The organism is uncultured Aquimarina sp. (genome assembly GCF_947496855.1).
Classification (GTDB): domain Bacteria; phylum Bacteroidota; class Bacteroidia; order Flavobacteriales; family Flavobacteriaceae; genus Aquimarina.
On record NZ_CANMED010000005.1, the window covers coordinates 274,600 to 297,676 of the forward strand.

The following is a 23,077-nucleotide window of genomic DNA, read 5'->3' on the forward strand; positions in this document are numbered from 1 at the left end:
ATTAGATAACTGTTTATCTCAATGAACACTGTGAATTAATTTATGAGTAATGAATTACACTGAAAGAAATTCGAATGGAAACATAAACAACAAACTGACAATAACGTATAGTTGCTATTAAAACGAACGTTTATACCAAAGGTTGTAAACCATTAATGAAATGAAAATATCTCAAAATCTATTGCACAACAATACACCTCGATGTAGGGAGCTTGAGATAATATCGACTATCACAATAAAAAATAATCGCTTAGTTGAAGATTATTTTTTAGATTATAAAACTCAAGCCAAATTAAATTGGTTTATAAATGATAGAAAAGGGGAACCTATATTTTTTAATGAAAACGATTGTGAATGGTTAACCCCTACTTTTATCAGAAGTAAGAATGAACTTTATGGGTTATCACTCATTGAAAAAAGTAATTCTACAAAACTTTTTTTAACACAAGTAAAAACTCAAATAGATTTTGATTCATTCGAAGCCATTGGAAGGTTTTACGCAAAAGATAAGAATCATTTTTATTTTGGCCCTGGAGGAAAAAAGATTAAAGAAGATTACTTAGAATTATTTTTTGATGAAACATATAAGAATGAATGGGGAAAATCAAATCCTGACAGAAATATTCTCCTAGAAACTAATCTTTGGAATTCGAAAATAGCAATTTCTAAAGAAAAGGTTTATTGGGAAGGTAGAATTACAAAGGGTATTGATCCTAGTCTAAAAAGGATAAGTCAATTTTTTTGGGCAGATAAGTATTCTGTATTTGAATATAATTTACAACGACTAAAGAAAATAGATAAGTTCGATAGACAGACATTGATTTATAAAACTTTTATCAGAAACGGTTCACTAGTTAGTCTTGTTACTGATTTAAAGAAACCTGCACATTGTTATTGTAACGATTGTATACCAGATAACAAGTATGATTTTAAAAGATTTACTCCACTTTTTGAGGAGTTAAGAGGAGTAATAAGTAATGAATATTGGTGGTATCAAATGGAAAACCGATTGCAACACGGTATATAGAACAGAACTAGTAAGTATTAATCCGAAAAATTAGTATCCTATTACACAATATCTTTCATATGCAAACCTTTATACATAATAGCCAATAAGTTGTCTGAACAAAAATAGAATACCTAATGAATCATAAAATTTTTGAACCACAACAGATTTTAGCAGAATGGGTTAAATGTTATTGGACATTAGAAAGTACTTTTGAAAATACGCCCTTAAAAAACACTATTATTCCAAATGGAACAATGAAACTGATTTTTCATTATGGAGATACCTATAAACATCACCCAAGCGATAAAGAAAGTATAACCCTCCCAAAATGTTTTTTAATAGGACAATTGACGCGCCCATACGTTGTTGAGCTACTTGGTACCACTGGTTCTTTTGTTGTTCGATTTCAACCAAACGGATTTTCACCTTTTGCAAACATAAGTATAAAAGAAATTCAAAACACCGCTGTACCATTGGATAAACTATTTGGAAAAGATGGAGAGAAAATTGGAGAGTAAATTTTAAAAGCAAATTCTACTTCTGAAAGAATAAATTTAATCGAGACATTTTTACTAAAAAGATTGACTAACAAAAATGCTATTGACAATATTGTAAAATCAACGGTTGACACAATTTTAAACGCTAACAAACAATTTTTAGTAAAAACACTTGTAACGGAGGATAATCAAATCAATCAACTAGTTACCTAAATTAATTAAAGGACATTAGTTGCCCTTACAATATTTCGGAAAATCGAATTGAAGCTGTATAAATCTTAAAAAAAGATTTCGATCCAATTCTATATGGATATTAATATGCGAATTATGGATGGAATTAAAGCCACATTAGAAATTAGGGAATTTTATAAGACTCCACCAATTAATACACTAATAGCTTCGTAACGCAGCGAAGTTGAAGAAGAATGTAAAAAGACAAACATAAATGATTTAATTAATAAACCTTTGAACAAATAAAATCCTATAAATTGTACTATTAAACACCATAGCTAAATCATTATTAAGAGAAAATTCCCCCAAAAATTTATATTCTTATTGAATATTAACAATACCTTTGCCAATACCTTTAAAACAATATTTTTACAACAAATAAATTAGGGGTTTGACGTAGTTAGCTGTTTTTAATATAAATAACCCCTATTAAAATTTAAAAAAACCCACGCAAATTACTTAATTTAAAAACTCAACTCCCCTTGAAAAAAATTACTTTATTGCTTGCAATTCTTGCACTCCCCTGCATATTGCATACACAACCCAAAGAACAATTTATAAAAATTGACAATCCAGATACGTTAATTAAAATCATTGATCATTTTCGTTTACAATCACAAAAAGAAATAGAGTTTCTTAACAATAACAAATCTCAAGATCAAGAAACAGCAAACATTCAGTTTAGAGTTGAAGAATATAAACGTAAACTAAAAGTTAGTCAAAGAGAGAAGGATCTATTATTAAACATTGATAAAAACAATAAAACTATTATATACATATCGATTGTGGGCCTTATCCTTCTCTTTGGGGTAGTTTTCTTTTATTTTAGAGAATACCATGCTAAAAAGAAAACAAGTGAAATTCTTAAGTTAAAAAACATAGAATTATCAGAAGCTAAGACTCAAGCAGAAAAACTAAGTAAAATAAAATCTCAATTTATTTCTACTATTAGTCATGAATTAAGAACTCCTTTGTATGGTGTTGCTGGAATATCTTCTATGCTATTGGAGAATAAAACGAGACCAGAAAAAGACATTGAACTACTAAACTCTTTAAGTTTCTCAGCTGATTATCTCTTAAGTTTAGTTAATAAAGTTTTAAATGTCAGCAAAATAGATTCAGAAAAAATTAGTTTAAGATATTCGGAGGTCAACTTATCTTCTCATTTAAAAAACATTATACAAACCCTAAAATATCAATCCGCTCAAAAGCTAAATGAACTTAAACTAGAATACGATTGTAATTTACCTGAAACCGTTCAGATCGATGCTATTAGAATATCCGAAGTATTAATTAATTTAATTGGTAATGCTATAAAGTATACTGAAAATGGTACAATAACACTTAAAACAAAACTAATAAAAAAAGATAACGAAAAAATTACTATAGGATTTGAAGTACAAGATACAGGTATAGGAATACCCGAAGATCAAAAAGATTATATTTTTGAAGAATTCTCTCAATTAGGTAGCGTTTATGACAATAAACAAGGGACAGGGTTAGGTTTATCGATTGTTAAAAAGATACTGAAACTTATGAATAGTGAAATTCATTGTCAAAGCGTAAAAGATATTGGTTCCAATTTCTTTTTTAATTTAACTCTAGACATAAATGAAAATTCCATATCAAAGGCTATTGAAAAGAAAGATACACAATCGGTTAATTCTTCTTTACCAACAAAAATATTGATAGCCGAAGACAATAAGATCAATCAAATTGTAACTCAAAACTTATTAAAAAATATTCATTGCGAAAGTTATATTGCAGAAAATGGTTTAGAGGCTGTAGAAATGCTAAAACATGATACTTTTGACCTAGTTCTAATGGATATCAATATGCCTATTTTAGATGGTAAACAGGCGACATTAAAAATAAGAGAGTTTAACCAAAGCACACCAATTATCGCATTAACGGCTTCAGAATTAAGTGAAGTAGAACTCGAATGTAGAAGCGCTGGTATGAACGATTTAATCAACAAACCGCTAAATAAAAATGATCTTAAAATTGCTATAGAAAATAATTTAAGAAAATTATCTAATTAGTCTATAATCTTCTTTTCAAAAGATTATAGACTAATTAACCCATTTAAACATTATTTCACTACTTCAATCCATTTACCTTTAGTACGCACTAAATAATCATTATCGTACATGGCTTCGCATTGAATACCCGGTAAATAATACTTTCCTAAATAAGAAGCATTAAGAAGTAACGTGACCGTTTTACTTTCTTTTGGTTTTAGGTCAAAATAGAAATTAACCCGATCGTCTCGGATATCTGTATAGGTAACCTTATTCGTCTTAAAAGATCCAAAATCCGTAAAACGTGTATTAACTACTTCCCATCCTGATGGAAAAATCTCTGTTAAGGCGATATCTTTTACCTCACTTCCAGAAGTATTGGTAATGGTTACTTCTGCTACAAAATCTGTTCCTTGTGATAACTGATTCACATCAACGATTCTTCCTTCTCGGTTTTTATAGTCTACAATGGCTTTAAAATTACTTTGTATCACTTTTTCCTTGCCGACCGGCAGAATTCCACTAGTTGCTAATTGTACAAAAATGGTATTATCCTTATTATTTTTCAGCAATAACTTATTATCTTTTGTAATAGATAATTCACCAGAGGAAAACAAAGTTTTATTGGTGTTTGCACTATTAGATTTACCGTTAAGTGCGTAATTAACTTCTATTCCTTTTCCTCCCACATATGTTGCATATTTAGCCATCGCCATTAAAGCATATGAACTCGTCTGGGTACTCATCCAACGTTTAGAAGATAATTCCTTAGCTAATGCTGATGCCACTTTTTGCGCTTTCGCTTTTTCATCCAACAATACTAATGTCTCTAAAGCCATGGCTCTATTTCTATCTGTAGATCCATAGGTATGATAATAGTTTTTTCTCGGTTGAAAATCAATATTCGCACTATTCAATAATTTTTCTGCTGCACTCTTCTGACCAATTAATCCATAGGCAGCCGCTAATCTTAATTTAGCATCGTTAGAAAGATCAGATGTCTCTCTTAATCTATTCATAGATGATAAGTCAGGACTTCCTGCTAAAGCTAGTGTATACAATCTATATGCTTGTGCAAGATCACTTCCTCCACTTCTCCATCGCTTTGCTTGTTGTTGTTGATAATTGATCCAATTGCTTTTAAAACCAATTGGTAAGACATATCCTTTTTTATTAGCTTCTAATAAAAAGTGTCCGGCATAACTTGTCCCCCAATCATTGGCATTACTGTATCCTGGCCAATATGACATTCCACCATTGGGTTGGATAAAGCTTTTTAGCCTATAGATGGCAGCTTCCATATTTCGCTGAATTTTATTTTTCTTCTCTGAAGGCAACGTAAATACATCACCTAAATATAACTGCGGAAATGCTGCGGATGTAGTTTGCTCGACACACCCATGAGGATATCTGATTAAATACTTTAATCTACCTTCGAAATTCATCGGTGGTAACGAAGAAAGTTCGATTGTAGTACTATTACTTCCATCAACACCAAAAGATGCAAAATCTAATTCTTGCTCGCTATTAGGTTCCAAAACTATAGATGTAATCTCTGTAGTCATTGGATTCGGGTTTATAATATCGATAGGGATACTATAAGAAGCTTTTTCTCCATTTCCGCTGGCAACTACTTCTATATCCGTAATAGAAGCTCCTTCTATCACCTCAATATCAAAATATACCATTTTTTCATCAGGTTGCGAGAAATTAAGACGCTGGCTGGTTTCTCCTACAACCGTAAATCCTTTATTTGGTTTTAGTGTTACGTTTACATTCTTCACTTTGTTTTCCATAGCAAAAACAGTAACGGGAATAGTTACTTTTTCACCCGGTGTAATTTTTCTAGGAATTGAGGTCAATACCATTAGTGGTTTCCTTACCGGAGTGGTTTTTTCGGCACTTCCATACGCTGCGTTTGTAGCGTCAGAAGCCACAATCATCGTTCTAACTGAACCAATATATTTTGGGATCTTAATTTTATGAGATTTAGTTTCTCCTTTTTTAAGTTCAAAAGGCCCTTTATAAACAACCATCGGTTTAAATCGGTTTGCTTTTTTAGACTTACTACCAGCAGCTTCTCCATCACCACCGATGCTAAAGATTTGGTTGATACTACCTCCGTATGCTCCAATTACATCATCATATACATCCCATGTTTTTACTCCCAATGCTTCTCTAGCGTAAAAAGTATTCCAGGGGTTAGGTGTTTTAAATCGAGTTAGATCTAATAGCCCTTCATCTACGATTGCTATCGAATAGGTCATTGCTTTTCCGCTGGTTTCGCTAATTTTTACATCAATAGTCTCTTCCGGACGCAAAACATCTGGCATTTTCACAATAGGTGTAACCCTTGTAGCAGGGTTTTCTACAGAAATAGGAATCACGCCATACAATCGTATCGGTAAATCATTAGCCGTAGAACTATGAGGTTGCAACAATGTAATGTGTATATATACATTTGGTGTATATAAGTTCTCTATTGGCAATTCGAATTTGGTTTCTCCTTTTTGAGGAGTTACCCATAATGATGATAATACTTCAGTCCCATTTTCTACAGTAACCAAAGCTCTTCCTCCTTCGCCAGATGGAAATGTCACTGTTGCCGTTTCTCCAACATTATACGTGCTTTTATCAGCAGAGAACATTAACATCGTTGCTGCAGATGGATCATTTTTATTAGCTCTACCAGCCCAACCTGGCCAATCTACATAAATTGCTTTTCCAGTTGCATGGCCTCCATTCGGATCTACAACTCTTACTAGATACCTTCCCCATTCTGGATATTTAATTTCGAAATTAAAATTGGCTTTACCGCTACCGTTGGTCGTCACTTTAGTTTTAAATACTTCGTTACGATACGATCCTCGATTATAAGAGGATAGATTATCTTCTGAAGTATCCCACCACCATCTCCAGTTTACCTTGTAAACATAGACTTCGAGATCTTTAACTGGTTTAGGATTTCCTTTTTTGTCCACAGAAACTACTTCAAAATTATGCTGAGTATCCGTTAGTAGCATTCCACGTGCTTTATCCCCTTTTGGAACATTTAATCCAATATAAGTTTCATAAGGTGAAAAGTCCTTTGAAATAACATCGGTACTAAAATCTCCACCAGTTTCATACACTTTGGTTATAAATGAAGCTCTCAGCATCCCGGCTGCTTTACTTTCTAATGTAGGTTTCATAGAAAAGTTCACTTTCCCTTCTGAAGAAAGTTTACCTCTAAATACTTCTTGTTCATCTGTACCAAATCTCCTTGATGGATCATCGAAGATATATCCAGGAAACGTATTGAAACTTGTTCTTTTTGGACTAAAACGAGCATTAATATCGGTCTGAAGATTCTTAGCTATTGCTCCGTGCAGCCATAATACTTCCAGATCACCCGTTATACTTTTATTTGCTCCTAGCACTTCATCATCAAAATTCGCTTTGATCTTAAGTCGATTAGGTTTAATCGTTTCAATTTTTAAAGATTTAGCAAAGCTTGCTCCTCCAACATTTACCTGAGCTTGCCAGTTTCCCGTAGGTGCTTCATCAGAAGTTTCTACTATAAACTTATAGAAATTACCAATTCCATCTGTCTTGGTTTCCTGATGTATTACTTTTCCGTAAGGATCTTTTAATTCAAATTTAACCGGATGTCCTTTTGGTAGCTTATTAGCATTATCATTAAGCATAAACGAAAGGAACAATGTATCTCCAGGACGCCAAACACCGCGTTCTCCGTAGACATATCCTTTAATTCCTTTTTGTAATCGCACTCCGGAAACATCAAACTTACTTACCGACAATGCATTACCATCATTTAATTTAACATAGGCTTGTTGCTTTCCTGATGTAGCAACCGCAAAAAATGCAGGTTTATCAGCATCATATCCTGACATGCCTTGCGCATCTGTAGTAGCAAATCCAATTTCTTGTTGCTGATAGTTATAAAAGGCAACTTTTACATCAGGAATTGGATTTGTGGTAAGAATGTCATTAACAGTAACTGTATATGAATTGTTCAATCCTTTTTTTATGATTACTCCCAGATTAGAGGCCAGTACATTTGCCGCAACCTTTTTATTTCTATAAAACGAATTGCTACAAGGATTATCTCTTTCGTTCCAATCATAATCATAATATTCATCATAATAATATTGAGAACTATCCCAGAAACTAGATTCGTCTTCTTCGGCATCATAATTTTCTGAAAGTTGATCAATAGAGGTCTCATCTGCCGCAACTCCATCACATTTATAAAGAGAATATGCCTTATTATACTTTAACTCTACTCTATAAATAGCTCCTGGATCTGGCGAAATCAATTCTTTTAGATCTATAGCAAAGGCGTTCCATTTACTTAAATTTAACGAGGCATTTTCCTGAAGATTTATCAGTTTTTTAGCAACTGGTCTAGCAACACTTCTTAAATTGCTCGATCCATCGAGGTTGTTATTTTGTAAAAATTGAAGCACATTATTCTCAAACATTTTAACGACCTGAACCTCTACTGCGCGTAAATTTATTGCTTCGAAATTAAACTTTAGATTCTCTGAAGTTGGCAGAATTACACCGCTCTGTAATAATTTAACTTCCGGCTTGGGTTGCTGAAACGAAATATTTTCGGAATACGTATTTTTTAGTTTGTAGTTATCAACACTTTTAATTCCTTCAAAAACAGTTACTCCTAATGTTCCTTTTAGCTCTTGCTTTGGATATACCTTTAGATTCTGGCCTTTCACTGTATACTTTAGATCCCTTGCTCCTGCTATCGTTACTAAACCATCAAAGTTTTGATTTTTTTTCAATGGATCTGAAAAATTAATCTCTACATATTGTCCTTCAAAGTTAGAAACAGAAACACTTATTACAGAAAAGTTATTTTTACCTGGCACATTCAGTACATCTTCTCCTTCTGTATCTATATTGAATGATTTTCCTGACCATTTTATAGCTACTTCTGAATCTTCCTCGAAACGTTGTATACTGTCTATTCTAAAACTAAACTGACGACTTTTATCAAGTGATTCTCCAAAAGTAACAGAAACATTCTTCCCTTTTTGTTTAGCAGTAATTAGCTGTTTTGCTGTATCAAAACTTAATTGATCGCTTGCAGAAATTGTTCCATTAATATATTGCCAATCTTTACTATAAGATTGTAAATTATCCGTGATTATGGAGAACTGTTGCTTTAATGTTTTAATACTAAAAACAAAATCTCCATCCAGATCATCCTTTAAATCTTTCACTAAACCTTCTAAATTCAATGTAAAGGTGTATTCTGTATCTTCTTTAAAACCTTTTTCTGGTTGAAAAGCAATAGTTTGATTATTTACAGCAAATACTCTTCCTTCTACACTTGGTGAAATCGAAAGTATTTTATCAGAAAGCTCTTGGTTATCGTCCCATCCCTCTACAGGTGTTTGTAAAACCACGTATACATTATCAAGAACCGAAATTACTCCAGTGGATACATCCGAAATATACTCTTGATATTTATTTAGTTCCGAGGCATTTGCTTCGGCTATAGCCTTGGCATCTTTCTTTTTACAAGAAAAAATAAATGCAATAAATAATAAAAAATATAGGATACGTGATAATCGCATATTGAATGATTTTAGTTGACCTTATAAATGTAAGGCATTTTTAAACGCAGTTATCCCCTGAATATGGTGAATTTTGAATTTTAACCTAGATTATCCATAAAAAAAACTATTACATCTTTCAACAGTCATAAAATATATCGTTTCATTATATTTTTATGGCGGTTAAAATCTTTATAACAAAGTTTTATTATATGATCGGGTTAATGAATAAATACTATGATTACATTTAGATTTAGTGCAATACTGTTTTGTGGGTAAGACAGTTTTTTATTTGACAAAAATCCGATTATTATCAGATTTTATTGGGTATCTAATTTATTGTATTATGTTACTAATTACCGCTAAATTGAATAATCGTCTTCCTAAATTAGTGAATTCCTCTTTGGAAGTATATGAAGAAATACTAGTAATGGATTCCATTTTATCAGTAGTAAGAGTTACCATATCATAACGCCAATACATTAACTGTGATAACGATTTATTATCTAAACTAATTTGTCGATTTTCTATATCTACCTTGTCAATACCTATAAATGTATTACATATTGTATTTTCCTGAAAAGAAAGGAACTTACTCTTAATCCCTAATTCTACATCAGGATTATGGTCCAAAACCTCTATTGCTTGTGCGCTTAAAATATGTTGTAATCCTATTACAAAAAATATCAAAAATATCATTTTCATAATAATAGAACGCGTTTGGCACCTCCGAAACTATTAAAAATTTGTTAAAATTACGGGTTTAACGTATTTAAGATTCTTTTAACAACTAATTAACTATTAAATCAGACTTCTTCCACTTAATATCTATAATACAAGATCCACTCACGATGCTCTAATTAGAACGAGCTAATTGTATACAAAATTTGTTTTATTTGACATCCTTATAAAAATCAATTAAAGCAATTCTACCATGAAAAAACCGAAATGTTACGTGCATGATATTTCCTCCATTATCTTCTAAAGTGATCGCTTTATTAAGTTCAAAACCGTATGGTTGATCCTTTCCTCCTTCGACAGCAATATTATCAGCATATAAACTTAACTTTTTATCGGGCTTCAATATGGGTTCTACTTTACCCGAGATTCCAGGAATTTGACCCGACTTATTGATGATAACCGAACCTGAGTTATTAGATTTTTCTATAGTAACTTCGATATCTTCCTTTGGATTCATATTATAGAAAATTACGGCTGGATATTCTGAATGCGCTATAAGAACTGTATATAACCTTCTGGTTCTAATTACGAAATGTGCTAATCCATTCTCGTCCGCATAACCTTCTATGTAAGTAGAATTATTGGCCACAAGCACCACTTTTGCATGTGTAACCAATTGCTTTTTTTCATCTACCACTTTAATAGTAAAAATAAAAGGTTTCGGGTTAATCATCGTAGAGAGTTTCGACCACCGGTTTCTAAAAAATGTCTGATCCTTTTTTAACTTATTTTCGATAAGAATGGCTAATTCTTCAGGAGTCTTATTTTCCAGATTTATATAACCGATTGTTTTAAGAATTCCGGGGATTTCTGTATTATCAAATCTAGCAGGTAATATATATTCCCTACTTTCCTGAAATGCTCTCGCTTGCATCGAAACTCTCTCGTGATTTGTCCATAATTTTTTATTATAAAAGCTGGATACAAACAATACGGTATATCTTGCTTTATTTTGATAAATCTCTGACAAATACTCATATAAATTTTTCCCCCACAAATTAGCTTCTTCAAATAAATCATAAAACACCTTAACGCCTTTAACTTTCAAGCTATTTGCTACCTCCTCTACATATGCTCTATTCTCTCCTGCAAAAGATAAAGCCACATCATATTCATAACTTTTATTCTTCATCACTGACTATTTTTTTAACCTAAAACTGACCAATTGAACTCATCCAGACTTCTTCATTTCCTGCAAAACCATCTTTCGCATTTAGATGAAGGCTTTTTCGGTTGGATGAAGAAGTTCAAATGAGCTCATTACAAAATTACTCTCTTTATTTGGAATTATTCCATTTTTTATTGGAAATATTCCAACAAAAGTTTTACTTTTAAACCGTAAAAATCAAAGCTTTTGGAACCAAAAAAATTTATAAAAGGAAGAGGAGCACAGGCAAAAGCGCATAATCGTTTTTCTGAAAATCATTATGAACTAAGGGATGACTTTCTTAATTATCTTCAAAAAGAAGGAGAATCTCTTAATAATCATAAAACCACTTTTATCGAAACTTTTCCTAAAACGATCGTAAACAAAGTGAGCAGTCCCGATGTTGGCATGATGTATTCTCTCAATCCATATCAGGGATGTGAACATGGGTGCGTGTATTGCTATGCGAGAAACTCTCACGAATATTGGGGATTTGGAGCCGGATTAGATTTTGAAAGCAAAATTTTAGTTAAGAAAAATGCTCCCACATTACTGGAGAAAAAACTAAAAAGTAAAAATTGGAAAGCATACCCCATTGGACTGTCAGGTAATACTGATTGTTATCAACCCGCAGAAAAAAAACTTAAAATAACCAGACAACTTCTCGAAATATTCCTGAAATATAAACATCCTGTCGGTATCATTACCAAAAATGCGCTAATACAAAGAGATATTGATATTCTTTCTAAACTTGCAGAAGATAACCTGGTATCAGTGTTTTTATCTATAACATCACTTAACGAAGAAACAAGAAGAATATTAGAACCCAGAACTGCTAGTATTAAAAAACGGCTAGAAACCTTAGAAAAACTGAATGAATTAGGAATACCTACAAACGTTATGATGGCGCCAATTATTCCATCTATCAATAATCATGAGATCTTAAGTCTTTCTAAAGAAATTTCAAAACGAGGGGCAAAAAGTGTAGGATATACCGTTGTGAGATTAAACGGCGCTATTGGGCAAATTTTTACTAAATGGCTAGAAAACACACTTCCTGATCGTAAAGATAAAATTTTAAATCAGATTATGGAATGTCATCAAGGTAACCTTAATGATAGCAACTTCGGAAGTAGAATGAAAGGCTCCGGAAATATAGCTAATCAGATTCATCAAATGTTTGCCATTGCCAGAAAAAAGTACTTCTCAGAAGAAAATAAAACATCTTTAAACTGTGATTTACACGAATCTTATAAAGATGGTCAATTGAAGTTATTTTGAAGCTTTTTTAGTTATTTTTGAAACTTCACCAAAGGTTATAAGTCATTCTTTATGAGATTGCATCGTCTATTTATCTTTTCTGCTATATTATTTTTTAACAACGTAATTGCCCAGGTTGATGATATTATAGTTAAAAAAAATGCAGAAAACATTCGTCTTCAAATAGAGACCCTGGATGAAAGTAAAGTAGACGAGATTATCTCTTTGAGCAACATCTTATACAAAATAGCTTTTAAAAACAATGATACTAAAGGTATGATCGATGCCTTAAGACATTTAAGCATTGCAAACCTTAATTCCGGAAATAATAGTTTAGCAATAGAGTATCTAGAAAATGGAGCTTCTATCGCAGTAGATAACGAAATGGATTTTGAAGAAATGTATCTTACTAATCTAAAAGGAAATCACTACTTTGATATTGAGGAGTATGATAATGCAAGTATAGCCTACTCTAAGGCTTTGAATATAGGTCAGAAATTAAATAATGAAGACTTCATTTCTGGAGTAAAAAGTAACTTAGCTTTTATCAAGCTTAGAACTGGAGATTATAGAAATGCGCTAAAAGAACTACAAAACAGTGAGAGAAATCTACTTAAAAGAACCTACAGCGCATCAGAAAAAAGAATTCAGGAAGGAGTAATGCTTTTCAACGCTCGAATCTCTGAAGCTTACATTAAATTAAATCAATTAGATTCTGCGTTATATGCAAATAATAAAGGATTAGCGCTTACAAAAAAAGTAAAGGTTGATAATATACATATTGACCTACTCATGCATCGAGGGATTATTTATCAGAATAAAAAAGATTATACAAATGCACTTATTTTTTTAAATCAGGCAAAAAACCTTTGCTACAAGGCTAATGACATTGTATTTTTAGGAAAGATTCTAAATTTAACCGGAGCATGTAAACTAGCGCAGAAAGATTATGAAAAAAGTATCGATGTACTCTCGGAATCCCTAGAAATTTTAACCAAAAAATATAGTAATTCTGATGAGATAAGTAAATGCTATAAATTACTTGGACAAGCTTATAAAGAGAATGGTGATATCAAAAAATCAAATGAGTATTACGAAAAACACATTTTAAGTCTAAGCAAATTAAATAATAAAAAATCATTAGCATCTAGAAAAGTTCGGGATATCGCGCTAAGTGATTATCAAAATGAGATTTCTAGTCTCGAAAATCAAAAGCAGAGACAGAAAAATAAACTAACATATGCTCAAATTGGATTTGTTATTGTTCTGGTAGGGTTAATTTTGTTTATTTTCTTTTTTCAAACTGTTAAAAAAAATAATAAAAATAAATTTGAAACCTTACTTGCTAAAATAGAAAAACAAGAAAGTAAAGACTATTCTATTTTGGCAATTAATGATACGAATAATCCCATTATAGACACTAAAGACGCTACATTAGAATCGCAATCAAATCAATTAGACATTAGTGATGAATTATATGAACAAATCCTTCTTGGATTAAAAAAGGTGGAGTCGCAAGAATATTTTCTAAAAACAGAATGTAATCTATATAATTTCGCTAAAAAAGTTAATACAAACACTTCGTATTTATCAAAAGTAATTAATGCACATTTTGGCAAAAATTTCAATACCTACATCAATGATTTAAGGATAAACTATGCCATCCTTAGATTAAAAAACGATTCTAAATTTAGGTCATATTCTATAAAATCAATCGCGGAAGAAGTCGGTTATAAAACGGCAGATTCTTTTTCTAAATACTTTAAAATTCATACAGGACTTTTTCCTTCTTTTTATATCAAACAACTAAAATCCAAAAAATAGTTTTTTGTTTTAAGGTTAAAAATCACCTGAAACACCCTAGATTCATAAATTTCGGGTTCACACTGCTTTTTCTAGCCCATAATCCCTAAATCAATTTAAATAATTGAAAATCAAATATTTAAATCCAAAAATACAACCCTACTTTCTTAAAAATGGGTTTCATCCTCTTGTTATTACTGTTATTTTAAAGGTACTTTGTCAAAGTAACGTTCAAAACATGGGTTACGCCAAAAGACATTAATAATGAAAAAACAAATTGTTTTATTTTCTATTGGAATAGTGGCTGGGATTTTAGCTTATTCAATATACTATGGCAATAAAGTAGAAGATAAATCAAATGCGATTCTAACGATTTTACAATCAAATTGCGAATGTGATCAAATTAAGCAATTCTTATACGTAAAAGGTTTAGCTATTTCTGAAAAAGGAATTTCTACCGAAACCGCGGAATATGAATTAAAGAACTGTAAGTATTCTGATTTGAACGCTGAGGCCAAAAGGATAAATCAATTATTAATAAAAAAAGTTGATGGATATCAAGAAATTGACAGATTTACTTTGGAATTTGTAAATCGACATTCATCAAAACTTGTAACAATCAATAACGGAACTATAAATCATTAAACATGATAGCGCTCACAAAAATTTTAATTGACTTCATTCTTAACTATTTCCTTTTTGTAGTAGAGTTTGTAGCTAACATTTTCGCATAATCAAAAAACGAACAATCAAATTAAATCAAAAAACGGATCGTTGGAATACGATAAGTAGGTAGACAATTCATCAACGTCTACCTATTTCTTAAATAACTGAGAGTTCAAACTACACAATTTATATCTCTTCTTCACTAGGTATTTTAATATATGAGTTAACAATTATTTAACTCAATTCTTCATGATCCTCATAATAAAACCTTAATTTTGGTTAACCAATACAGGTGACTCAACCAGTTATCTAAAATACTAAATATCAAACCTCAAAACCTCTTAAAATGAAAAGCTATTATTATTCCAAACATTTTTCCCTCTCTCGATAAACAACTGATTTATTGAAATTTACGAGCCTAAACAACAACTTCATTCCTTAACAAAAATAACTTTTGAAATAAACATACCGATACATAACTGACTTGTACGACCAGTTGTTCTTTAGTTCATCAAAAAACACTTGAACAGACTTATACTAAAGAATTACAAACTGTATCAGTAAATATTATGATATCCAAATCCGAAAATTTTTCTAAACTACCCAATTAGAACCGCAGTTTAGTCTTACAATTAATTAGAATACTTGATGCTATTAGTAAGGATCAAGTATTCCATTTTGAATTCAATATAAATCTTAAAACCAAACCTATGAGAAGTATTTTTACATTTCTTGTCATTTTATTAATGACATCATCTTTTGTCGTTCAATCCCAGAACATAAAACCAAAACATCAGGTTAAATTCGCAAAAATTTCTGGTAAATCCTTCAAAGAAGTATCTCTTTTTGACCTGAAAACCGAAAAAAGTAAAGTATCCATTCCTAAAGAATTTAAAAATTATTCTATTCTTTCGCTGCAATCATCGGAATTAAAAAATCTTATTAGTTCCTTACCAGAAGTCATAAATTTTTCTTTACCCGGAAAAAAATCATCAATGCTTCTAGAACTTATAAAAGTAGAAGTAAAAACTGATAACTTTTCTATAGTCGAAATGCCTTCAGGAAAAATAATCAAACCAAATAATGAAATCATACATTATCGTGGAATCGTAAAAAACAGTCCTAACTCAATTGCTGCCATCAGCATATTAAAAGGAGAAGTGTCTGGAATCATTAGTATAGAAGGAGAAATAGGAAACCTTGTTCTTGGTAAATTAGATCACAGCAAAGACCATATTCTATATGAAGATAGAGACATAAGTCACTTAAATGATTTTGTTTGTCAACTACAAGATGTTCACAAACATCAAAACCAAGAAATTAATACTACTGATTTTTCAAAAACATCTCCTTCAGAAAATCAAGTCAAATGTCCTGAGATATTTTTTGATATTGGTAATGATGTAGTTCGTGATAAAGGAGGAAGCCAAGCAGCTGCTAATTTTGTTGAAGCGATGTTTAATCAAGTAGCTATTTTATATGCTAATGAAGATGTCAAAATAAAACTATCAGGTATTAGATCATGGACATCATCCAATCCATTTAATGATTTAGATAGTTATCGAAGTTACAGGAATCAAAACGGATTTAACGGAGACCTTGCCCATTTTGTTACCTACAACTATTCTGGTGGAGTAGCTTGGCTAAATGCACTTTGTGGCTCATATCGGTATGGATTATCTGGCATCAATCGTAGCTATGAAAATGTCCCAAGATATTCGTGGAACATTTCTACCATTGCTCATGAATTAGGGCACAATTTTGGATCTAACCATACGCATTCTTGTGCTTGGAATGGTAACAATACTGCTATTGATGGTTGCTATAACACCGAAGGCGGATGCAGTAAACCCGGAATACCTTCAGATGGAGGAACAATTATGAGTTATTGCCATTTAACCAGTGTGGGAACCAATCTAAGAAAAGGATTTGGTTCTCAACCTAGTAATGTAATTAGAACAAATATTCGAAGAGCAGACTGTATTAGCACTTGTAACGGAAATGGAGACGGTGATGGAGATCAAGTAGACTGTACAGGAATAAACGAGTGGTCTGACAGTGTCGATTATACCGCTGGAGATAAAGTAGTCTATTTAGGAAGGCTATTTGAACGAACACCAGCCAATGATTGGGATGATCTAGGAGAATGCAGCCCCGACCTATGCGCTATAGCGGTACAGTGGGCAGAAAATACAACGTATGCTCCTGGAGATGTCGTTATTTATCAAGGTAATGTATGGTTAAGAATTGAAAATAATGACTGGGAGGCGGTAGATTGTGATATCGTCACGAATGACCCCTGTTTAGGTATAAATGCCTGGTCTGGAGACGCTAATTATAGTGCTAATGATCAAGTAGTTTATGTAGGAAAAGTTTTTGAATGGAATGGAACAGAATGGATCGAAATCGCAACTTGTCTTGAAAACCCAACGGCACCAGGCAGTAGCGCAATTGCCTCTCTCATAAAAAACAAGAATATTATAATTTATCCAAACCCCGCTAGGAACTTTGTTACACTAGAAATGGAAAGAGTTATGAGTGACAAAATAATAATCACTATTAAAAATCTGAATGGTAAAAATGTTTTTTCTAAAACAATAAAGCAAATGGACCCTATTATACATCTAAAAGAAATACTTGATGTCCAGTCTTTACAAAATGGTATATACTTTATACAAATTATAGACGGTAACAAAATAAGTACCAAAAAGATTCAAATTCAGTAACATTATAACATATATGTTAAGGCTGGGGGATCTGTGATCACCGATACTCCTGCCTTAACACTTAAAACATAAAAACAGATGACTCAACTAAGAAAAATATCTATACTAGGAAGTTGTAAATATCTACTGATATTTCTTTTCGTAGGCTGCATGTGTCAACAAAGTTTTGCACAGGAACTATACGAACTTCTTCAAGAAGAAAACCTGAAAGTAAGCAAATTAGAACGTCTTGGCACTAAATATTATAAAAATCACGACAAGGGTAAAGGAAGCGGATACAAATTGTATATGAGAAATTTATATTGGGCAAAACGAAATGCAAATACAGGTGGTCGCGTAATTAGTGATGCCAAAGTGGTAGATGAATGTAAAAAATTCTATTCCTCTTTTAAGGATAATACAGATCCTATCCTTAAAAGCGAGCAAAGAAATAGCAATTGGCAAGAACTTGGTCCCTTTAATTGGAGGCGTACTTCTAGCTGGTCACCGGGGCTGGGAAGAATTACAACAATAGCAATAGAACCAAATCAACAAAGACTAATATACGCAGGATCACCTGGAGGAGGGATCTGGAAATCTCTTGATGCTGGGCAAAGCTGGACTCCATTAGGTGATCGCATGTTGAATATGTCCATATGGTCTATTGCAATTGATCCTAATAATATCAACATCGTATATTTAGGAAATTCTGCAGGACAAATTATGCGATCGATTAACGGAGGAAATTCCTGGTCAGAAATTTACCGTGTAAGTGGCACTCCCAGAAGAATTCTCATTCATCCTAACGGTAATAGTATATTTATAGGCACAACAAAAGCATTATACAGATCCACAAATAGCGGATCTAGTTTTAGTGTGGTGTTAAATAGTACAGCAGAAGATGTAGAATTCCAACCTGGTAATACAAATGTAATTTATGCGTGTGGAAGCAGTTTTTATAAATCTACTAATGGAGGAAGCTCATTTAATCGAATTATTAACGGAATAGATAGAAGTGAACGGATGAAAATGGCTGTTACTCCAGCTAACCCTAATGCAGTATATCTTGTCCAAAAAAGAGGAAGTAGTTTCGGGTCGCTATATAGATCTTTAAATGGAGGCTCTAGTTTTACAACACGTGCAAATTCTAGTAGCACGAACCAAGTATATTTTACGCAAGCTTCTCGGGATATGGCGATTGCAGTTTCTAATACTGATGCTAATGAAGTACATCTTGGGGGAATGAATTATTCCAGATCCCTAGATGGAGGAATTACATTTTCTACTCTGGCAACCTGGAGTGATCCAGGAGATCGGTCATACGTGCACGCTGATATAGAAGTGATGCAATACTTAGACGGAACTTTATATGTTGGTAGTGATGGAGGTATTTTTAGAAGTAAAGATAGAGGGAACAACATGAGTGATCTTACTCAAGGAGGTCTTGCTGTTAGGCAATACTATCGTTTCGGAGGATCTTTTACAGATGCCAATATGATCGTTGGAGGCGCCCAAGACAATGGAACCAATATCATGAATGGAGCCAATCGAGAGTTCAAAGAATGGTTGGGTGCTGACGGCATGGAGTGTTTCATAGACCACAAAAACAATAATATCGTTTATGGAACGGTGCAATTTGGATCTTTATATAAAAGTACGAATGGAGGAAATAGTATCGGAAATATAAGTAAGCCAGGAAACTTTAGTGGAGAGTGGGTTACTCCTTTTATGATGGACCCAATTGACAATAAAAAGATTTATGTTGGCTATAGTAATTTATACCGAAGCAGTAATGGCGGAAGTAATGGTAGTTGGAGAAATATTACTGCAAATATTAATATAGGTGGTAATCTGGATGAAATGGCAATTGCTGCATCTAATAATAATTATATTTACATTGCTGAAGAAGGGACCGTATGGAGAACCAAAAATGGACAAAGTAATAATCCAACTTGGACTAATATTAGTAACTTTCGTGGAAATGTGAATTTTATTACCGTGGACCCTAACAACCCTGAACGTGTTGCTATTGCCGCAACAGGATCTAGAATTTATGTTTCCACGAATGCTGGAAATAGCTGGACTAGTATTAGAGGTAACCTTCCCAATATCTCGGCACAATGCCTTGTTTTTGATGATACTCAAAATAATGGGCTTTATGTAGGTATGCAATCAGGTGTTTACTATACCAATGATTTGCTAGATTCATGGGTTCCATTTTCCACAAATTTACCAGGAGTGCAAACTACCGAACTAGAAATTCATTATCCAACCAGAAAAATCCGCGTTTCTACATACGGTAGAGGAATTTGGGAATCTGATTTATATAACGAAGATAATATACCCGATGAAATTACTCCTCCCAGCAATCTTTTAGCTCAAGTAAATCAAAATGAAGTACGTTTAAACTGGGATGATAATTCTGATAATGAAAGCGGTTTTACTATTCAGAGAAACGACGGTAATGGTTTTGAACGGATTGACTTCGTAGAATCAGGAGTTGAGACATATACAGATCAAAACCTTGAAATCGGCACGTATACATATCGAATTAGGGCGTATGATAGTGACGGCTATTCCGAGTTTTCTAATGTTAGGGAAGTAATTATTAAGAATATAGATCCAAACGAGATCATTGCACCAAGTGATTTAACCGCTCTATTAAACCAAAATAGTATTACGCTTACGTGGAAGGATAACTCTAACAATGAAAATGGTTTTACTATCCAAAGAAATGATGGTAATGGGTTTGAACGAATTGACTTTGTTGGATCAGGTATTGAAACCTATACAGATCAAAATCTTCAAAATGACACTTATACCTATCGTGTTAGAGCATATGATAGTGATAGCTATTCTGAGTTTTCGAATACTACTCAAATAATTATTAATGATGTACTGGACGATTGTAATGGCTGCATTGTTTATGACACGAATAGTGAGGAAACTACGAATGCAGACCACTCAAAAGAAAAAGCTGCAGATGGCAATCCAAATACTTACTGGCATTCTAATTGGTATGATGATAATACCTCACATCCACATTTTATTGCTATCGATCTTGGTGAGACACGAGAATTGGTTGGGTTCTCCTATCAGGGAAGACAAACTGGCACTACAGGAATGGTAAAAGATTACATACTATTCGGTTGGGATGGCGCTAATTGGAAACAACTATCTACTGGTACTTTTCAAAAATCTTCTCTAAAACAAATAGTTGATTTTGAAAAATTTAGTTGTCGTTACGTTTATTTCAGAGCACTTTCTGAAGTAGATGATAAAACATGGGCTTCAGTTGCAGAATTCACTGTAAGATATACACCTTTACAAAACACAAGTAGATTAGTAAACAATCAACTTATACATGCTTCTCCTCCCTCGGTAGATCTTAGTGATTTTGATGGTATAAAAGTATTTCCGATTCCATTTAAAAATAAAATAACGATTAAAGGAGTTCTATCTAAAAAAACGCTGCATTCTATGGAACTTGTTGGAACAAACGGTGTAATTCAAAAAACAAAAACTTCTTTTAATGAAGATCAAATAATTATTGACACCCAAGAATTAGCAAAAGGTTTTTATATTTTACACATTAAAAAGGATGGGGTTGAAAAAAGAATAAAAATTCTTAAACAGTAATAACAATTAAGAAATTTTTACCATTTTACAAACAACTACACTGTTCAGGGTCAAAATATTTTTGACCCTGAACTTACGTTAAAAAGATAATCCGAACAAAAGGGTTTTATTTACCCTCCCATTCCTTAAAAAATTGTCCTAAAAACTCTTCCATAAAAAGATGCCTATCTTCGGCTATTCCTTTACCAGTTTTGGTATTCATTCTATCTTTAAGAAGCAATAGTTTTTCGTAGAAATGATTAATTGTAGGAGCAGTAGAAGTTTTATATTCTTCTTTTGTCATATTTAAATTAGGTGCTATTTCTGGATCATATAGCGTTCTGTTCTTAAATCCTCCGTAATTAAAACACCTAGCAACTCCAATAGCTCCGATAGCATCCAGACGATCTGCATCTTGTATAACATCTAATTCGGGAGAAGTAAACTTCTGGATAGTATTTCCTCCTTTAAAAGAAATATTTTCTATAATAAGAATAACATGATCTATGATGTTTTTATCAACTTCTAGGCTTTCCAAAAACTTACTTGCCATTTTAGGGCCAACAGTTTCATCTCCATTATGAAATTTAGAATCAGCAATATCGTGAAGTAATGCTCCCAAAGAAACTATCAAAAAATCAACATCCTCATCTTTGGCTATAGTTTGTGATGTTTTAAACACCCTCTGGATATGAAACCAATCGTGTCCTCCTTCTGCTCCACGAAGTGTGTTTTTTACGAAATCTATAGTCTTACTTATGATCTGATCTTCAATCATATGTATTTACTACTTATTTAATCAATGCAGGTTGCACCCACTTAAACTCAAAAACTTCCTCTGGAACAACTATTCTTTCACTGATTCTCTGCATTCTAGCTGGTAATTTCATTACAAAATCACGCGCTTTCTCTGCTTCGTCTGTAAGATCTACTAGTTTGTCGATCTCCCACTTATCAATCAGACGTTGCATAATATCTATATAGTCCTGAGCAGTATAAACTCCTAATCGTTGAGCTGCATTAGAAAACTCTTCGAAAGCACTACCAATAGTATTTCCAGATTCTCTCAAAAATACTGCTGGCATTACAATTTTATGCTTCATCATATCACTAAATGCTACCATCATTTGGCTAGGATCTACCTCGAAGATGTTTTTCACAAACTCACTATAGGCATTAAAATGACGCATTTCATCACCTGCAATAATCTTACACATTTTAGCAAGTGATTTATTTGAATATCCTCTAGCTAACTTAGCCACTCTACTATGAGAGATATTTGTAGCCAATTCCTGGAAACTGGTGTATATAAAATTCTTGTATGGATCCCTATCCGTACCAATATCAAAACCATCATTAATTAGGTGTTGTGTAGTACGTTCTACCTCTATCATATTTACTCTACCTGATAGGTACAAATATTTATTCAAGGTATCTCCATGTCGATTCTCTTCACTCGTCCAATAACGTACCCATCTAGACCAACCATTTCCTCTTTCACCTTCATGCTGATTTACTCCCTCAACGTCCATTAACCAAGATTCATAGGTAGGAAGTGCCTCTTCGGTAATCGTGTCTCCTACTAAAACTACCCAAAAATCATATGGAAGTTCTTTGGCTAACTCTCTCAATTCTTTAACCTCATCAAAGAACGTGTCTTCATTCTGCGAATCAGGTAAAAAATCAGTTGGCTGCCATACACTGTCTATTGGAATCAGAAATCTATCAATATAAGACTCTATCTTCTTTTCCAATAATTGCATTACTTCTAATCTAATATTATCTATAGCCATGACTATT

Annotated in this window: 13 protein-coding genes; 8 read left to right on the top strand and 5 right to left on the bottom strand. The window is 32.7% G+C overall.

Annotation, left to right across the window (positions count from 1 at the left end; genetic code table 11):
• Positions 1-160 precede the first annotated feature (160 nt).
• The 3 genes from Q0921_RS16125 to Q0921_RS16135 all read left to right on the top strand — a co-directional run bounded on the left by Q0921_RS16125 (position 161) and on the right by Q0921_RS16135 (position 3,779).
• On the top strand, positions 161-1,027 hold the full coding sequence (locus Q0921_RS16125) for a DKNYY domain-containing protein (protein WP_299258656.1): 867 nt from the start codon (positions 161-163) through the stop codon (positions 1,025-1,027).
• 116 nt (positions 1,028-1,143) lie between these two features.
• Positions 1,144-1,527, top strand: coding sequence for a DUF6597 domain-containing transcriptional factor (locus Q0921_RS16130; RefSeq protein WP_299258658.1), 384 nt, complete (start codon positions 1,144-1,146; stop codon positions 1,525-1,527).
• 692 nt (positions 1,528-2,219) lie between these two features.
• Complete coding sequence (locus Q0921_RS16135; protein WP_299258660.1) at positions 2,220-3,779, top strand: response regulator; 1,560 nt, start codon at positions 2,220-2,222, stop codon at positions 3,777-3,779.
• A 50-nt stretch (positions 3,780-3,829) separates the two neighbouring features.
• Here the strand turns inward: Q0921_RS16135 and Q0921_RS16140 are convergent, their stop codons facing one another.
• The 3 genes from Q0921_RS16140 to Q0921_RS16150 form a co-directional block, all read right to left on the bottom strand.
• On the bottom strand, positions 3,830-9,358 hold the full coding sequence (locus Q0921_RS16140; protein ID WP_299258662.1) for an MG2 domain-containing protein: 5,529 nt from the start codon (positions 9,356-9,358) through the stop codon (positions 3,830-3,832).
• Between the two features lie 315 nt (positions 9,359-9,673).
• Entirely contained in the window at positions 9,674-10,042 is a 369-nt protein-coding gene (locus Q0921_RS16145) for a hypothetical protein (RefSeq protein ID WP_299258664.1), read from the bottom strand.
• 187 nt (positions 10,043-10,229) lie between these two features.
• Positions 10,230-11,210 carry a TIR domain-containing protein gene (locus Q0921_RS16150; protein ID WP_299258666.1) on the bottom strand — a complete coding sequence of 327 codons (981 nt, stop codon included), beginning with the start codon at positions 11,208-11,210 and terminating at the stop codon, positions 10,230-10,232.
• Positions 11,211-11,432: 222 nt separating this feature from the next.
• Here Q0921_RS16150 and Q0921_RS16155 point away from each other — a divergent pair, with 222 nt between their 5' ends.
• The 5 genes from Q0921_RS16155 to Q0921_RS16175 all read left to right on the top strand — a co-directional run bounded on the left by Q0921_RS16155 (position 11,433) and on the right by Q0921_RS16175 (position 21,298).
• Positions 11,433-12,506 (top strand): PA0069 family radical SAM protein, encoded by a 1,074-nt coding sequence (locus Q0921_RS16155; protein WP_299258668.1) that lies wholly within the window; start codon positions 11,433-11,435, stop codon positions 12,504-12,506.
• A 51-nt stretch (positions 12,507-12,557) separates the two neighbouring features.
• Positions 12,558-14,309: an AraC family transcriptional regulator gene (locus Q0921_RS16160; RefSeq protein WP_299258670.1), complete on the top strand. Its 1,752-nt coding sequence runs from the start codon at positions 12,558-12,560 to the stop codon at positions 14,307-14,309.
• Positions 14,310-14,552: 243 nt separating this feature from the next.
• Entirely contained in the window at positions 14,553-14,933 is a 381-nt protein-coding gene (locus Q0921_RS16165; RefSeq protein ID WP_299258672.1) for a hypothetical protein, read from the top strand.
• A 731-nt stretch (positions 14,934-15,664) separates the two neighbouring features.
• On the top strand, positions 15,665-17,680 hold the full coding sequence (locus Q0921_RS16170) for a M12 family metallo-peptidase (protein ID WP_299258673.1): 2,016 nt from the start codon (positions 15,665-15,667) through the stop codon (positions 17,678-17,680).
• A gap of 78 nt (positions 17,681-17,758) precedes the next feature.
• The gene (locus Q0921_RS16175; RefSeq protein ID WP_299258675.1) at positions 17,759-21,298 is read left to right on the top strand and encodes a discoidin domain-containing protein; all 3,540 of its coding nucleotides are present in this window, start codon (positions 17,759-17,761) and stop codon (positions 21,296-21,298) included.
• Between the two features lie 106 nt (positions 21,299-21,404).
• Here Q0921_RS16175 and Q0921_RS16180 read toward each other — a convergent pair whose 3' ends face one another.
• Together Q0921_RS16180 and Q0921_RS16185 are read right to left on the bottom strand one after the other, a co-directional pair.
• Positions 21,405-22,055: an HD domain-containing protein gene (locus Q0921_RS16180; RefSeq protein ID WP_299258677.1), complete on the bottom strand. Its 651-nt coding sequence runs from the start codon at positions 22,053-22,055 to the stop codon at positions 21,405-21,407.
• Between the two features lie 13 nt (positions 22,056-22,068).
• On the bottom strand, positions 22,069-23,070 hold the full coding sequence (locus Q0921_RS16185; RefSeq protein WP_299258679.1) for an acyl-ACP desaturase: 1,002 nt from the start codon (positions 23,068-23,070) through the stop codon (positions 22,069-22,071).
• Between the last annotated feature and the right edge of the window lie 7 nt (positions 23,071-23,077).